At 63.3% G+C, this 14,404-nt stretch carries 13 protein-coding genes; all 13 read right to left on the reverse strand.

The window, feature by feature from the left end; translation table 11 throughout:
- Positions 1-9 precede the first annotated feature (9 nt).
- Positions 10-297, reverse strand: coding sequence for a DUF1467 family protein (locus tag MTR62_RS00175; protein WP_244016148.1), 288 nt, complete (start codon positions 295-297; stop codon positions 10-12).
- A gap of 82 nt (positions 298-379) precedes the next feature.
- A complete protein-coding gene (locus MTR62_RS00180) occupies positions 380-2,011 on the reverse strand; it encodes a ribonuclease J (RefSeq protein WP_244016150.1) in 1,632 nt (543 codons plus the stop codon).
- Positions 2,008-2,787: a type III pantothenate kinase gene (locus tag MTR62_RS00185; protein ID WP_244016152.1), complete on the reverse strand. Its 780-nt coding sequence runs from the start codon at positions 2,785-2,787 to the stop codon at positions 2,008-2,010. Before MTR62_RS00185 ends, MTR62_RS00180 begins: the two co-directional genes overlap by 4 nt.
- An 18-nt stretch (positions 2,788-2,805) precedes the next feature.
- Entirely contained in the window at positions 2,806-3,543 is a 738-nt protein-coding gene (locus tag MTR62_RS00190; protein WP_244016154.1) for a biotin--[acetyl-CoA-carboxylase] ligase, read from the reverse strand.
- 13 nt (positions 3,544-3,556) lie between these two features.
- A complete protein-coding gene (gene nuoN / locus MTR62_RS00195; protein ID WP_244016156.1) occupies positions 3,557-5,020 on the reverse strand; it encodes an NADH-quinone oxidoreductase subunit NuoN in 1,464 nt (487 codons plus the stop codon).
- Positions 5,020-6,552: an NADH-quinone oxidoreductase subunit M gene (locus MTR62_RS00200; RefSeq protein ID WP_244016378.1), complete on the reverse strand. Its 1,533-nt coding sequence runs from the start codon at positions 6,550-6,552 to the stop codon at positions 5,020-5,022. The genes nuoN and MTR62_RS00200 overlap by 1 nt, the downstream gene beginning before the upstream one ends.
- Before the next feature lie 4 nt (positions 6,553-6,556).
- Positions 6,557-8,605, reverse strand: coding sequence for an NADH-quinone oxidoreductase subunit L (gene nuoL, locus MTR62_RS00205; RefSeq protein WP_244016157.1), 2,049 nt, complete (start codon positions 8,603-8,605; stop codon positions 6,557-6,559).
- Between the two features lie 4 nt (positions 8,606-8,609).
- A complete protein-coding gene (gene nuoK, locus MTR62_RS00210; RefSeq protein ID WP_244016159.1) occupies positions 8,610-8,915 on the reverse strand; it encodes an NADH-quinone oxidoreductase subunit NuoK in 306 nt (101 codons plus the stop codon).
- Positions 8,912-9,529: an NADH-quinone oxidoreductase subunit J gene (locus tag MTR62_RS00215; RefSeq protein WP_244016162.1), complete on the reverse strand. Its 618-nt coding sequence runs from the start codon at positions 9,527-9,529 to the stop codon at positions 8,912-8,914. The genes nuoK and MTR62_RS00215 overlap by 4 nt, the downstream gene beginning before the upstream one ends.
- Positions 9,530-9,556: 27 nt before the next feature.
- Positions 9,557-10,042, reverse strand: coding sequence for an NADH-quinone oxidoreductase subunit NuoI (gene nuoI, locus MTR62_RS00220; RefSeq protein ID WP_214200645.1), 486 nt, complete (start codon positions 10,040-10,042; stop codon positions 9,557-9,559).
- Positions 10,042-11,085 carry an NADH-quinone oxidoreductase subunit NuoH gene (gene nuoH, locus MTR62_RS00225; protein ID WP_244016164.1) on the reverse strand — a complete coding sequence of 348 codons (1,044 nt, stop codon included), beginning with the start codon at positions 11,083-11,085 and terminating at the stop codon, positions 10,042-10,044. Before nuoH ends, nuoI begins: the two co-directional genes overlap by 1 nt.
- Positions 11,082-13,100, reverse strand: a complete 2,019-nt coding sequence (nuoG, locus tag MTR62_RS00230; RefSeq protein ID WP_244016166.1) for an NADH-quinone oxidoreductase subunit NuoG — start codon at positions 13,098-13,100, stop codon at positions 11,082-11,084. The genes nuoH and nuoG overlap by 4 nt, the downstream gene beginning before the upstream one ends.
- Positions 13,100-14,401, reverse strand: coding sequence for an NADH-quinone oxidoreductase subunit NuoF (gene nuoF / locus MTR62_RS00235; RefSeq protein WP_244016168.1), 1,302 nt, complete (start codon positions 14,399-14,401; stop codon positions 13,100-13,102). Before nuoF ends, nuoG begins: the two co-directional genes overlap by 1 nt.
- Positions 14,402-14,404 lie beyond the last annotated feature (3 nt).

The raw sequence follows: 14,404 nt of genomic DNA on the forward strand, positions 1-14,404 counted from the left end.
AAGACCGCTCTAGTAGCCCAGATCGACCGGCGCACCACCGAAGAAGGTGAATGTCTGGCGCGTGATCCAGCCCTGGGTCCAGTTGAGGTAGAACAAACCACACAGCCCCGCCGCGAGGATCGTTGCGCGCAGCGCGATGCGACCGGGGCGGAAATTAACCGGCGCGGAATCCGCGTGGCCCTTCTCGACGGTGTAATCGTCCACCTCATCGGGTGTGCGCAGGCCGATCGGCATGACGATGAAGGCGCTGAGCACCCAGAGCAGGCCGTAGATCGCGACCATCGATGTCCACTTCATGGCGCTCGCCTCTCCTCGCCTGGGGCCGGTCGGGCTTCACACCCTGCCCTTGCAGGTACGCGAAGCCCAGGCCCATCTCTGTTTACCTATCCTGATCGAACAGCAGCACCTGAACCTGCGGCTTCTTGCCCGACCAGCGTGTCGCGGCCCGGCGCGCGGCAAGGCGCACAGCTTCACGGCGATCATCGGGCAAGGCCTTGCGCGAACGGGCCAGCGCGTTGGCAACGTCCTGCTCGGCCTCGGCCACGAAATCCTCGTAGTCTTCGTCGAGCGGCAGGCCGATCGCACCGACCTTGACCTTGCCATCCAGCGTGGCTGCCACCGAGACAACGCCCTGATAGGAAATTCGCCGACGCATGACCATCGCCTCGCCGTCGGCTGGCGCGATAATGTCGCCATCGAGGATCAGGCGCCCGGCCCGCGCCTCGCCGAACTTGCCCGGATGCCCCGGCGCGAGGCGGACAAGGTCGCCGTTCTTCTGAAACACCGCGCGCGGGATACCGCAGGACAGGCCAAGCTTGGCCTGCTCCTTCATGTGGCGCACTTCGCCGTGCACCGGCATCAGGATTTCAGGACGGATCCAGCTGTAGAGCGCCTCGAGCTCGGGCCGCCCCGGATGGCCCGAGACGTGGATCATGCTCTGGCGATCCGTCACGACCTGAACGCCCGCTTCCGCGAGACGGTTCTGGATACGGCCGATGGGAATTTCGTTACCGGGGATCTGACGGCTCGAGAACAGGACGACATCGCCCTTCTCCAGCTTGATCGCGTGGTTGCCATCGGCAATGCGGGCAAGCGCCGCGCGTGCCTCACCCTGGCCGCCGGTCGCGATGATGAGCACATCGTCACGCGGCAGTTCCATCGCCTCTTCCGCGTCGATAATTTCGGGAAAGTCATCGAGATAACCGCACGACTTGGCGACCGCGATGATCCGGTCGAGCGACCGCCCGGCCACGCACAGCTGGCGCCCGGTGCGCCGCGCGACATCGCCCAGCGTCTTGAGCCGCGCCACGTTCGAGGCAAAGGTCGTGACCAGCACGCGGCGCCCTTCGTAGCGAGACACTTCGGCCAGAAGCCCTTCGTAGACCTCCCCTTCCGAACCCGAGGCGGCAGGATTGAACACGTTCGTCGAATCGCAAACGAGCGCCAGCACGCCCTCGTCGCCAATCGCGGTCAATTCGTCCTTGGTCGCCGGAACCCCGATCTGCGGCTCGTCGTCGAGCTTCCAGTCGCCGGTGTGAAAGATGCGGCCGTAGGGGGTATCGATCAGCAGCGCGTTGCCTTCGGCGATCGAATGCGCCAGCGGAACGTAGCGCATACCGAACGGCCCGAGTTCGAAGCGATCGAGATCCTCGACCACCACCAGCTCGACATCGCCCAGGATGCCCGCTTCCTCAAGCTTGGCCGCCACCAGCTTGGCGGTGAACGGCGTTGCGTAGAGCGGGACACCCAGATCGGCCGCGAAATAGGGAACCGCGCCGATATGATCCTCATGCGCGTGGGTCAGCACGATGCCCAGCAGGTTCTCGCGCTCGGCCTCGATGAATTCGAGGTCGGCGAAGACCAGATCGACACCCGGATATTCGTTCATGCCGAAGGTCATACCCAGATCGACCATCAGCCACTTGCCGTGACAGCCGTAGAGATTGACGTTCATGCCAATCTCGCCCGACCCGCCCAGCGCGCAGAAAATCAGTTCCTTACCCGGAATCACGTGTTCGAAGCCCTCTCAGCCAGCAGCGCGAGACCATCGAGCGTCAAATCCGCCTCGACGGCATCGAAAATATCGGTCGCCTTGTCGAACAGCACGGCCAGGCCGCCGGTCGCGATGACCTTGGCCGGGCGCCCGATCTCGGCGCGCATACGGGCGATGAGGCCTTCCATCATCGCCACATAACCCCAGAACACGCCAATCAGCATCTGGTCCTCGGTGTTGCGCCCGATCACCGAATTGACCCGCGGCACCTCGATCGCGATGCGCGGCAGCTTGGCGGTGTTGCCCACCAGCGCATCGAGCGAGAGGTTGATCCCCGGCGCGATGATCCCGCCCTTGTAGGCGCCGTTGTAGTCGATCACGTCGAACGTCGTTGCGGTTCCGAAATCGACGACGATGAGATCGCCTTCGTAGCGCGCATGCGCGGCGATCGCGTTGACCGCACGATCCGCCCCCAGCGAACGCGGATGATCGACGTCGATCTCGATATCGAACGCCGCCTTGCCGACGCCCGCCACAAGCGGCTCGACCTCGAAATAATGGCGGCACAGGATTTCGAGATTGTGCAAGGCGCGCGGCACCACCGTCGAAATGATGACGGTGTCGATCTCGGTCTGCGCGATGCCCCGAATGGCCAGCAACTGCATCAGCCAGACCGCGTATTCGTCTCCGGTGCGCCGGGCGTCGGTGGCGATGCGCCAGCGTCCGCGAACCGTGCGCCCCTCGAACAGGGCGAACACGACGTTCGTGTTCCCGACATCAATGGCAAGTAGCATTTCCAGCCAACCTCTCACTCACCCTGCGTTGGAACGCAGGAAAACATCCCCGGCATGGATCAGCCGCACCGTTCCATCGCTGGTCTCAAGGCGCAAGTTGCCATCGTCCGACAGCCCTGCGAACGTGCCCTGAACCGGGCCTTCACCGGGCGGATGCACGACAAGCGCGGTCCCTTCGGGATGCGCGGCACTCTGCCAGCGGCGTAACATGGGGGCAAGGCCTGCCCCGCGCCAACGCGCCAGCTCGCGATCGAGCGTTGCGGCAAGCCGCTCGGCGAAGACATCACGCGGCACGGCAACGCCAATATCCGACAGAGCCACCGTCTCGCGCCCCCCGATCACCGGCGCGTGCCGCAGATTGACTCCGATCCCCACGATCACCACACCCGCCACCATTTCCAGCAGGATGCCCGAAAGCTTCGCGCCATCGAGCAGAAGATCGTTGGGCCACTTGAGCCGCAGATCGCCCTGCCCGGCCAGCGCGTGCCCCGACAGCAACGGTGCGACCGCCTCGTAAACGGCAAGCCCCACGACCAACGCCAACGTTGCAGGAGGTGGCTGTCCCTCGCTCCAGCGAACGAGGCACGAGCCCATGAAATTGCCCGAACCATCAAACCAGTGACGGCCGAGGCGTCCCCGCCCGGCCGTCTGGCGATCCGCGACGAGCCATTCCCCTTCGGGAACGAACGCGCCTGCCTTCAACCGGCTCGCCAAATCGGCGTTGGTCGAGCCGGTTTCCTCGACGTAATGGATCAATTCAAGGTGCGGATCACAGCGCTGCGAGCAGCGCCGTGGTCGCCTTTTCGGCGTTCGCGCCCAGCCACCCGGTCAGCAGGTAGCCGAAGGGCGAGATGAACAGGCACGAGAACACCAGGATGATCTTATGCCACACATCGCTCTCGCCGGTCACCACATCAGCGGGTTCGTCAAAGTAGAGCACCTTGACGACCTTGAGGTAATAGAACGCGCCGATTACCGAAGCCGCGATACCGATCGCCGCAAGCGCGAGCATGTCGGCCTGGACGGCGGCCTGGAACACCACGAACTTGCCCCAGAAACCGAGCAGCGGCGGGATACCGGCAAGGCTGAACATGACCATCGCCAGCGCCAGGGCGAGGCCCGGACGGGTTCGCGAAAGACCGGCCAGCTTGGCGATTTCCTCAACGTAGTTGCCGTCGGCATCCTTGAGCATGAGGATCGCGGTGAAACCGGCAACCGACATGGCGACGTAGATGGTCAGGTAAACGAGCATGCCCGTTGCCCCTGCCTGCGTCGTGGTGGCCAGGCCCACCAGGATGAACCCGACGTTGTTGATCGACGAATAGGCCATCAGACGCTTGATGTTGGTCTGACCGATGGCGCCAAGGGCACCCACCACGATCGAGGCCAGCGCGATGAACACGATGATCTGCTGCCACGCCGCCGACTGCCCACCGAACGCATCGAGCAGGACACGCATGAGCAGACCGAAGCCCGCCACCTTGGGCGCCGTCGCGAAGAAGGTGGTCACCGGCGTCGGCGCGCCTTCGTAGACGTCGGGCGTCCACATGTGGAGCGGAACCGCGCTGATCTTGAAAGCAAGACCGATGAGCATGAACACGATGCCGAACAGCGCGCCGGTGGGCAGGCCATTGGCAAGCGCGGCGTTGATCAGCGGGAACGAAGTCGACCCCGTGAAGCCGTAGGTCAGGCTCATGCCAAAGAGCAGGATGCCCGAAGCCAGCGCGCCCAGCACGAAGTACTTGAGGCCCGCTTCGGCCGAACGCCCGTCGTTGCGCAGGAACGCAGCAAGGACATACGAGGCCAGCGACATCATCTCAAGCCCGATGTAGAGCGTCAGAAGATCGCCTGCCGAAACCATCATGCCCATGCCGATCGAGGCGAAAATCACCAGGATCGGGTATTCCGCGCGCATCGAATTGAAACGCTCGAAATAGCTGGGCGCCAGAACCAGCGTGATCGCGGCCGAACCGTAGATCAGGATCTTGGCGAAGCTCGAAAAGGCGTCGGCGTGGAACTGGCCGAAGAAGGCCGAAGTATCCGGCCCCATCGCCCCGCCACACAGGGCCGGAGCGACAAGCGCCATGGCCGCGACAAGCGCCGCAACCGACAGGATCGAGATCAGACGGCTTGCCTTGTCACCGCCCCAGGCGGCGACAAGGAGCAGGACCAGGCCTGCAATGCTCAGTGTTTCTTCCGGCGCGATCAGGCGCAGCGACTGCGACCAGTCCATCAGTGTGCCCCCTCGTGCGCAGTTTCGATATGCGCAGGCTTTTCAGTGCCTGCCGTCACCTTGGCGTCACCCGCCGGAGCCGCACGCGCGATCCGGGCGTTGAGCGCGGCAATGTCGCTGCGCATCGGAGCAAGGAAGCTCTCAGGGTAGACGCCCATCCACAGAACCGAGAGACCCAGCACGAGAACCATCAGGATCTCACGCGCGTCCAGGTCCAGCATGGCGGCGGCATCGGCGTTCTTCTGGGGGCCAAAGACCACCCGGCGATAAAGATAGAGCATGTAGGCAGCGCCCAGGATGATGCCGGTGGTGCAGATCAGCGCCGTCCAGCTCGAAGCCTGGTAGATACCTGCAAGGCTCAGGAATTCGCCGACGAAACCGCTGGTGCCCGGAAGGCCGATCGAGGCCATCGTGAAGAGCAGGAAGAACAGCGAGTAACGCGGCATGTTGATGGCAAGACCGCCGTAACGGCTGATCTCACGGGTGTGCAGGCGTTCGTAGATGATGCCAACGCACAGGAACAGCGCGCCCGAGACGAGGCCGTGGCTGAGCATGACCATCATCGAGCCTTCAAGCCCTTGCGTGTTGAAGGCGAACAGGCCGACCGTCACGATCGCCATGTGGGCAACCGAGGAGTAGGCGATCAGCTTCTTCATGTCGTCCTGCACCAGCGCGATGAGCGAGGTGATGACGACAGCGGCCATCGACAGGCCCCAGATCATCGGCGCGAAGTACGCCGACGCTTCGGGGAACATCGGCAACGAGAAGCGGATGAAGCCGTAACCACCCATCTTGAGCAGCACGCCGGCCAAGATGACCGACCCTGCGGTCGGCGCCTGCACGTGTGCGGCGGGAAGCCAGGTGTGGACCGGCCACATCGGCATCTTGACCGCGAAGCTCGCGAAGAAGGCCAGCCACAGCCAGGTCTGCGCCTGCGGCGAGAAATCGTAGGCCATGAGCGTGGGGATGTAGGTGGTCCCCGCCGTGTTCACCATCCACAGCATCGCGATGAGCATGAGGACCGAGCCAAGCAGCGTGTACAGGAAGAACTTGTACGAGGCGTAGATACGGTCCGCACCGCCCCAGATGCCGATGATGAGGTACATCGGGATCAGGCCAGCTTCGAAGAAGATGTAGAACAGGAACAGGTCCTGCGCCATGAACACGCCCAGAAGCAGCGCTTCGGTGACGAGGAAGGCGCACATGTACTCGCTCACCCGCTTCTCGACCGACTTCCAGCTCGCGCCGATACAGACCGGCATGAGGAAGACGGTGAGCAGGATCAGCAGCAAGGCAATGCCGTCGATACCCAGCGCGTAGCTGAAGCCCGAGAAGAGCGCATGGCTCTCCTGGAACTGCCACTGGGCACCGCCCACATCGAAGTTCAGCCAGAGGGCCACGCCAAGGACAAAGTCCACCAGCGTTGCGGCGAGCGCGAGCCAGCGCGCTCCCTTGGCATCAAGGTAAAGACACACCAGTGCCGCCGCGAGCGGCACCAGGAGCATCAGACTGAGGATCGGAAAACCACTCATCATCTTATCCCGCGATCACCCAGCTGATGGCGCCGACAAGGCCCAGCAGCATGACAAGAGCGTAGCTGTACAGGTAGCCCGACTGGACCTTCTGTGCGTAAGTCGAACCCTTGGCGACAACCCAGGCCGCGCCGTCGGGACCGAACCGGTCGATTATTTTGATATCCAGAACCTTCCAGAACAGCTTGCCGAACGTGAAGGCACCCTTGACGAACAGGAAGTTGTACAGTTCGTCGAACATCCACTTGCGGTAGACGAAGGTGTAGACCGGACCGATCTGCTCCGCGACCTTGGCCGGGAAGCTGGTGTTCTTGATGTAGCCGTACCAGGCGATCACAAAACCGATCACCATCACGATGAAGGGCATGTACTTGATGATGCCAGACACGCCGTGCATCGCGTGGATCAGGTGTTCGTTGAACACGAGGCCCCCCTTCCAGAACGCACCCGTACCTTCGCTGACGAACCAATGTTCGAACACGAAACCGGCGGCGATGGCCCCGACCGACAGCAGGATCAGCGGCAAGGTCATGACCAGCGGGCTTTCATGCGGCTGATAGCCGCCCGTACCGTCACCATGATCGCCATGCGCGTGATCGTCGTGGCCGTGGGCGTCATGGCCGTGGCCATGGTCGCCATGACCGTGCGCATCGTGCAGCGCGTGCTGGATATGCTCCGACTGCGCCCAGCGGGGCTTGCCGAAGAAGGTGAGGAACACCAGACGCCACGAGTAGAAGCTCGTCATCAGCGCCGCGGCAATGCCCATCCAGTACGCGAAGTGGCCCATGCCGGTGCCGCTTGCATAGGCGGCCTCGATGATCGAGTCCTTCGAATAGTAGCCGGCAAAACCGACCCCGAAGAGACCCACACCGGTGATTGCCAGCGTACCGAAGGTCATCGCCCAGAAGGTGATCGGGATCTTCTTCCACAGGTTGCCGTAGTAGCGCATGTCCTGTTCGTGGTGCATCGCGTGGATGACCGAACCGGCGCACAGGAACAGCAGGGCCTTGAAGAAGGCGTGCGTGAAGAGGTGGAACATCGCCGAGCCAAAGGCACCGACACCGATCGCGAAGAACATGTAGCCCAGCTGCGAACAGGTCGAATAGGCGATGACGCGCTTGATGTCCCACTGCGTGCAGCCAACGGTGGCGGCAAAGAAGCAGGTGGCAGCGCCCACGAAGGTGATGACCGTCATCGTCGTCTCGGACGCAGCGAACATCGGCGAAAGGCGGCAGCACATGAAGACACCGGCGGTGACCATGGTCGCCGCGTGGATCAGCGCCGACACAGGCGTCGGGCCCTCCATCGCGTCGGGCAGCCAGGTGTGGAGACCAAGCTGGGCCGACTTACCCATCGCGCCGATGAACAGCAGCAGGGTGATGACCGTCATGGTGTCGAACCGGAAACCGATGAAGCCGATGGTCGATCCCGCGACGCCGGGCACCGCGGCCAGGATGTCGGGGATCGAAACCGTCCCGAACACCAGATAGGTCGCGAATATGCCGAGCATGAAGCCAAGGTCACCAACGCGGTTGACGACGAAGGCCTTGATCGCGGCGGCACCGGCCGAAGGCTTGCGCAGGTAGAAGCCGATGAGCAGGTACGAAGCCAGGCCCACGCCTTCCCAGCCAAAGAACATCTGGACCAGGTTGTTCGCGGTCACCAGCATGAGCATCATGAAGGTGAACAGCGAGAGGTAGGCGAAGAAGCGCGGCTTGTCCGGCTCGTCGTCCATGTACCCCCACGAGTAGAGGTGCACGAGCGAGGAGACCGAGGTCACGACCACCAGCATGATGGCGGTCAGCGTGTCGACCCGCAGCGTCCAGTCGAACGCGAACGAGCCCGAGGCCACCCACTTGAGGACCGGCACGACCTGGGTCTGCGCGGTTTCGGTCAGGTACGGGATGAACTCGTACCACGACAGGGCGGCGGAGACGAACAGGCACAGCGTCGTGATGAGCTTGGCCGGCCCGCCTCCCAGGTCCTTGTTGCCAAGGCCGGTGACGATCGCTGCCAGAAGCGGCAGGAATACGATGATCAGGATCGGGTGCAAGGCCTTATCCCTTCATCCGGTTGACGTCGTCGACGGCGATGGTGCCACGGCCACGGAAGTAGATAACGAGAATCGCCAGACCAGTCGCAGCCTCGCCGGCTGCCACGGTCAGAACGAACATGGCGAAGATCTGGCCGGTCAGATCGCCCATGAAGGCGCTGAAGGCGACAAGATTGATGTTCACCGAAAGAAGGATCAGTTCGATCGCCATGAGGACGACGATGACGTTCTTGCGGTTGAGGAAAATGCCGAGGACGCCGAGCACGAACAAGATCGAGCTCACCACGACATAGTGTTCGACGCCGATCACAGCGTTACCCCCTTGCCCACTTCGGGCTTCACGTTGACCGTCGCCTCATCGGGACGGCGTGCGTTCTGCTTGCTGATCTTCTGGCCACGGGTATCGCCACGCTGACGGTGGGTCAGCACGATGGCACCGATCATGGCGACAAGCAGGATGATGCCGGCCGCTTCGAACAGGAAGAGGTAACGGCTGTAGAGAAGAGCGCCGATCGCAGCGGTGTTCGAGACACCCGCGGCGGTGCTGGCGGTTCCCGACGGCGTGCCGAGCTGGATCCCACCGGCGTGGTAGGCACCGATGCCCAGGACCATTTCGGCCAGCAGCACCACGGCAACCAGCGCGCCGAGCGGGAAGTAGCGCACGAAGCCGGCGCGCAGTTCGGCAAAATCGATGTCGAGCATCATCACGACGAACAGGAACAGCACCGCGACCGCGCCGACGTAGACGATGACCAGCAGCATCGCGATGAATTCAGCGCCGGCCAGGACCATCAGGCCCGCCGCGTTGAAGAACGCGAGGATCAGCCACAGGACCGAATGGACCGGGTTGCGCGAGAGGATCGTGATCGCTCCCGAGCCCACGGTCATCACCGCGAACAGGTAAAAGGCTATAATGTGGATCATGAGACCATGTTTCCCCTCAACGAGCCCCTACCGGTAGGGCGCATCGGCTTCAAGATTGGCAGCGATCGCGCGCTCCCACTTGTCACCGTTCGCCAGCAGCTTGGCCTTGTCATAGAGCAGTTCCTCACGCGTTTCGGTCGCGTATTCGAAGTTCGGCCCCTCGACGATGGCATCCACGGGGCAGGCTTCCTGGCAGAAACCGCAGTAGATGCACTTCGTCATGTCGATGTCGTAGCGCGTGGTGCGGCGCGAACCGTCCTCGCGCGGCGCGGCCTCGATCGTGATCGCCTGGGCCGGGCAGATCGCCTCGCACAGCTTGCAGGCGATGCAGCGCTCTTCGCCGTTGGGATAACGGCGCAGCGCGTGCTCGCCGCGGAAGCGGGGCGAGAGCGGATTCTTCTCGAAGGGGTAGTTGATCGTCGCCTTGGGCTTGAAGAAGTACTTCAAGGTCAGGGCGTGTGCCTTCACGAACTCGTAGAGCGTGAAGGATTTTACGAGTTGAGCGACGCTCATCAGGAATACCTCGTCAGCATCAGGTAGCCCGAGACCAGGACCACGAAGAGAAGCGATGTCGGCAGGAAGATCTTCCAGCCAAGACGCATGAGCTGGTCGTAGCGATAGCGGGGCACGGTCGCCTTCACCCAAGAGAAGACGAAGAAGAAGAAACCGACCTTGAGCAGGAACCAGATGAAGCCCGGAACAAGGTACAGCACCGGAATGTCGAGCGGGGGCAGCCAGCCACCGAAGAACAGCGTCGTGTTGAGCGCGCACATCAGCAGGACGTTCGCGTATTCACCCAGCCAGTAAGCGGCAAAGGCCATCGACGAGTATTCGGTCTGGTAGCCCGCGACGAGCTCGGATTCCGCTTCGGTAAGGTCAAACGGAGCGCGCTGCGTTTCGGCGAGCGAGGAGATCAGGAACATGACCCACATCGGGAACAGCAGCGGATTGAACACGAAGCCGTTAAAGATGCCGAGCACATGGCCCTTCTGTGCGATCACGATCTGGTTAAGGTTGAACGTGTCGGCCCACAGGACCACGCACACGATGATGAAACCGATCGAAACTTCGTAGGAGATCATCTGCGCCGAGGCGCGCATCGCCGAGAAGAACGGGTACTTCGAGTTCGACGCCCAGCCCGCCATGATCGTGCCGTAGACCCCGAGCGAACTGATCGCGAGGATGTAGAGCAGACCGACGTTGATGTTGGCGAGGATCGCGCCCGAGTTGAACGGGATCACCGCCCAGGCCATCAGCGCCACGGTGAAGGTCACCACCGGCGCGATGAGGAAGATGCCCTTGTTCGCCGCCGAAGGAACGATGGTTTCCTGAAGGAAGACCTTGAGACCGTCGGCGAAGGACTGGAGGAGACCGAAGGGGCCGACCACGTTCGGGCCACGGCGCAGCGCCATGGCCGCCCAGATCTTGCGGTCGACGTAGATGATCATGGCCACCGCCAGCATCAGCGGCAGCGCGATCAGCAGGATGCCGCAGATGGTCGAGACGAACCACGCCCAATCGTGCGACATGCCCAGGGACTGGAAGAAAGCGGTCATTCCGCGGCCTCCGCGATCTCACCCGCGTGAAGCAGCTCTGCCGAGCACTGCTGCATCACCGCGCTCGCCCGCGCGATCGGGTTGGTCAGATAGAAATCCTTGATCGGATAAGCGATCAGGCCCGATGCCGCGCCGCCACCGGCGGGCAGGTCCTGGCCATAGTCGGCCAGACCTTCGGTTCCAAGTGCGGGAACCTCAGCCGCCATTGCGCTGCGCAGGTCCTCGAAACTGTCGAAACCGACCGACACGCCGAAAGCATCGGCCATCGCGCGAAGGATCGTCCAGTCCTCGCGCGCGTCGCCGGGCGCGAAGACGGCCTTGTCCGACCACTGCACGCGCCCTTCGGTGTTGACGTAAGTGCCGTTCTTTTCGGTGTAGGCTGCGGCCGGGAGGATGACGTCGGCCGCGTGGGCGCCCTTGTCACCGTGGTGGCCGATGTAGACCACCATCGAGTTCGCGAACTTGGCGAAATCGACTTCGTCCGCGCCCAGCGCGAGCAGGACCTTGGGGCTCGCCGCGACGAGGTCGGCAATGCCGCCCTTCTGCGCGAAGCCGAGCATCAGGCCGCCCATGCGCGCAGCCGACAGGTGCAGCACATTGAAGCCGTTCCAGACCGTACCATCCTCGAGCGTGCGCACGAAGTTGAGCTGGCTGGCGATCGAGAGCGACGCCTCGAGACCGCCACGACCAATCCCGGCGCCGCCGACGATCACCGCCGGACGCTTGGCGTTCGACAGAGCTTCCCAGACATGCTGCGGAAGCGCGTTGAGGACCGAGAGATCCTCGCCGAGGAACTCGCCGCCGAAGGTGGTTTCCCACTCCGGCCCGACCAGGAACACCTTGGCGCCGCGCTTGACGGCCTTGCGCAGGCGCACGTTGACAAGCGGGGCTTCGGTGCGCACCTGGCTGCCCACGATCAGGATCGCGTCGGCCGTCTCGATGCCCGAGAAACCCGAGTTGAAGTTGACCGCAGCCAGGCTCGAACAATCGTAGTCCATGCCCGTCTGGCGCCCTTCGAGGAGCGTCGAGCCCAGCGCGCCGAGCAGCTTCTTGGCCGCGAACATGGTCTCACAATCGAGCATGTCGCCAGCCACCGCCGCGATCGAGTTGCCGGGGTTGAGCGTGGCGATCGCCGCGAAGGCTTCGGACCAGCTGACCGGAACCAGCTTGCCGTCCTTGCGCAGGAACGGCTTGTCGAGGCGGCGCTTGGTCAGGCCATCGACCTGATAGCGCGCCTTGTCCGAGATCCACTCCTCGTTGACGTCGTCGTTGACGCGCGGAAGCACGCGAAGGACTTCGCGGCCGCGGCTGTCGATGCGGATGTTGGCGCCGGTCGCGTCCGAAACGTCGATGCCGAGCGTCTTCTTCAGCTCCCAGGGACGCGCCTCGAAGGCGTAGGGACGCGAAGTCAGCGCACCGACCGGGCACAGGTCGATGACGTTGGCCGACATCTCGTGCGTCGCGGCCTTTTCAAGGTAGGTCGTGATCTGCATGTTCTCGCCGCGATAGATCGCGCCGATTTCGTCCACGCCGGCGATCTCTTCCGAGAAGCGCACGCAGCGGGTGCAGTGAATGCAGCGCGTCATCGTGGTCTTGATGAGCGGGCCCATGTTCTTTGAGGTGACCGCGCGCTTGCTTTCGTCATAGCGCGAGCCGCCACGGCCATAGGCCACCGACTGGTCCTGAAGGTCGCATTCGCCGCCCTGATCGCAGATCGGGCAATCGAGCGGGTGGTTGATCAGGAGGAACTCCATCACGCCCTCGCGCGCCTTCTTGACCATTTCGGAATCCGTACGGATTTCCTGGCCTTCGGCGGCGGGCAGCGCGCAGGAAGCCTGCGGCTTGGGCGGTCCGGGCTTCACCTCGACCAGGCACATGCGGCAATTGCCGGCAATGCTCAGGCGCTCGTGGTAGCAAAAGCGCGGGATTTCCTTACCGGCGAGTTCGCAGGCCTGCAGGACGGTAGCGCCTGCCGGAACCTCGATTTCTACGCCGTCTACTTTGACCTTGGGCATTACTCGGCAGCCTCCGGCATGTTTTCGGCAATCCGGCGTTCCAGCTCGGGGCGGAAATGACGGATCAGACCCTGGATCGGCCAGGCAGCGGCGTCACCCAGGGCGCAGATGGTGTGGCCTTCGACCTGCTTGGTCACCTGGTAGAGCATGTCGATTTCCTCGACCTCGGCATCCCCGGTGCGCAGACGTTCCATCACGCGCCACATCCAGCCCGTGCCTTCGCGGCAGGGCGTGCACTGGCCGCAGCTCTCGTGCTTGTAGAAGTGCGAGATGCGGCTGATGGCGCGAACGATGTCGGTCGACTTGTCCATGACGATGATCGCGGCCGTGCCGAGGCCCGAACCGACCTTCTTGAGGCCGTCGTAATCCATCGGACAGTCGATGATGTCGGCAGCGGGAACCAGCGGGACCGACGAACCGCCCGGAATTACCGCCAGCAGGTTGTCCCACCCGCCGGTGATGCCGCCGCAGTGGGTCTCGATCAGTTCGCGGAACGAGATCGACATCTCCTCTTCCACGACGCACGGCTTGTTCACGTGGCCCGAGATCTGGAACAGCTTGGTGCCGCGGTTGTTCTCGTTGCCGAAGCTGGAGAACCAGGCCGCGCCGCGCCGCATGATGGTGGGCGCCACCGCGATCGATTCCACGTTGTTGACCGTGGTCGGGCAGCCGTACAGGCCCGCACCGGCCGGGAACGGCGGCTTGAGGCGGGGCTGGCCCTTCTTGCCTTCCAGGCTCTCGATCATCGCGGTTTCCTCACCGCAGATGTAGGCGCCCGCACCGCGGTGGACGAAGACGTCGAAGTCGTAGCCCGAACCGCAGGCGTTCTTGCCCAGCAGGCCCGCCGCGTAGGCTTCCTCGCGCGCGGCGAAGAGCACTTCGGCCTCGCGGATGTATTCGCCGCGAATGTAGATGTAGGCCGCACGCGCGCCCATCGCGAAACCGGCCACCAGCGCGCCTTCGAACAGAAGGTGCGGATCGTGGCGCATGATCTCGCGGTCCTTGCACGAGCCGGGCTCGGATTCGTCCGCGTTGATGACCAGGAAGCTGGGCTTGGGGTTGCCGTTCTGGTCAACCGGCGGCTGCTTGGGCATGAACGACCACTTGAGGCCGGTCGGGAAGCCTGCACCACCACGGCCACGAAGGCCCGACGCCTTCATTTCCTCGATGATGGCTTCCTTGCCCTTGGCGAGGATATCCTTGGTGCCATCCCACGCGCCGCGCGCCATGGCTTCCTTCAGGTTCCAGGGCTGGAACCCGTAAAGGTTGGTGAAGATACGATCCTTGTCAGCGAGTGCCATGAC

Source organism: Novosphingobium organovorum (assembly GCF_022832435.1).
Lineage (GTDB): Bacteria > Pseudomonadota > Alphaproteobacteria > Sphingomonadales > Sphingomonadaceae > Novosphingobium > Novosphingobium organovorum.

What these genes read in the sequence shown, in the direction of transcription:
- MTR62_RS00175 (WP_244016148.1), bottom strand. Translation starts at nt 297, where the DNA reads ATGAAGTGGACATCGATGGTCGCGATCTACGGCCTGCTCTGGGTGCTC.
- MTR62_RS00185 (WP_244016152.1), bottom strand. Translation starts at nt 2,787, where the DNA reads ATGCTACTTGCCATTGATGTCGGGAACACGAACGTCGTGTTCGCCCTG.
- nuoN (WP_244016156.1), bottom strand. Translation starts at nt 5,020, where the DNA reads ATGGACTGGTCGCAGTCGCTGCGCCTGATCGCGCCGGAAGAAACACTG.
- MTR62_RS00200 (WP_244016378.1), bottom strand. Translation starts at nt 6,552, where the DNA reads ATGAGTGGTTTTCCGATCCTCAGTCTGATGCTCCTGGTGCCGCTCGCG.
- MTR62_RS00215 (WP_244016162.1), bottom strand. Translation starts at nt 9,529, where the DNA reads ATGATCCACATTATAGCCTTTTACCTGTTCGCGGTGATGACCGTGGGC.
- nuoI (WP_214200645.1), bottom strand. Translation starts at nt 10,042, where the DNA reads ATGAGCGTCGCTCAACTCGTAAAATCCTTCACGCTCTACGAGTTCGTG.
- nuoH (WP_244016164.1), bottom strand. Translation starts at nt 11,085, where the DNA reads ATGACCGCTTTCTTCCAGTCCCTGGGCATGTCGCACGATTGGGCGTGG.
- nuoG (WP_244016166.1), bottom strand. Translation starts at nt 13,100, where the DNA reads ATGCCCAAGGTCAAAGTAGACGGCGTAGAAATCGAGGTTCCGGCAGGC.
- nuoF (WP_244016168.1), bottom strand. Translation starts at nt 14,401, where the DNA reads ATGGCACTCGCTGACAAGGATCGTATCTTCACCAACCTTTACGGGTTC.